The 247-nt window shown below is 66.8% G+C and carries 1 protein-coding gene; it reads left to right on the top strand.

What is annotated here, in order from left to right:
* Positions 1–30 precede the first annotated feature (30 nt).
* Positions 31–247: VTT domain-containing protein (locus RMP09_RS03870; RefSeq protein ID WP_310564688.1), on the top strand; the 217-nt coding region annotated here is incomplete at its 3' end.

Here is a 247-nt window from a genome sequence, read left to right as displayed (position 1 = left end):
CGGCTGCAGGCCAGCCGAGGCTACCGGCTGATGCAGCACGAGGGAGGCTTCCTGCTTCAATGCGCTTTGCGCTTTGCGCCCGGGTTTCCGCACTCGGTGCTCAACTACGGCGCGGGCACGCTGCGGCTGCCGCTGGTGCCATTCCTGGTCTCGACGGTGATCGGTTTTGCCCTCAAGGCCTGGCTGTACAGCCAGGCCATTCACGCGGCACTGGCGGCCGGTCGAGTGGCCGATCTGTTCAGCACCC

The sequence above is a fragment of the Hydrogenophaga sp. genome (assembly GCF_031426985.1).
In the GTDB taxonomy this organism is placed as follows: Bacteria; Pseudomonadota; Gammaproteobacteria; order Burkholderiales; family Burkholderiaceae_C; genus Hydrogenophaga.
Note: the sequence above shows the minus strand (reverse complement) of the source record. Positions and strands in the feature narration are given on the sequence as shown.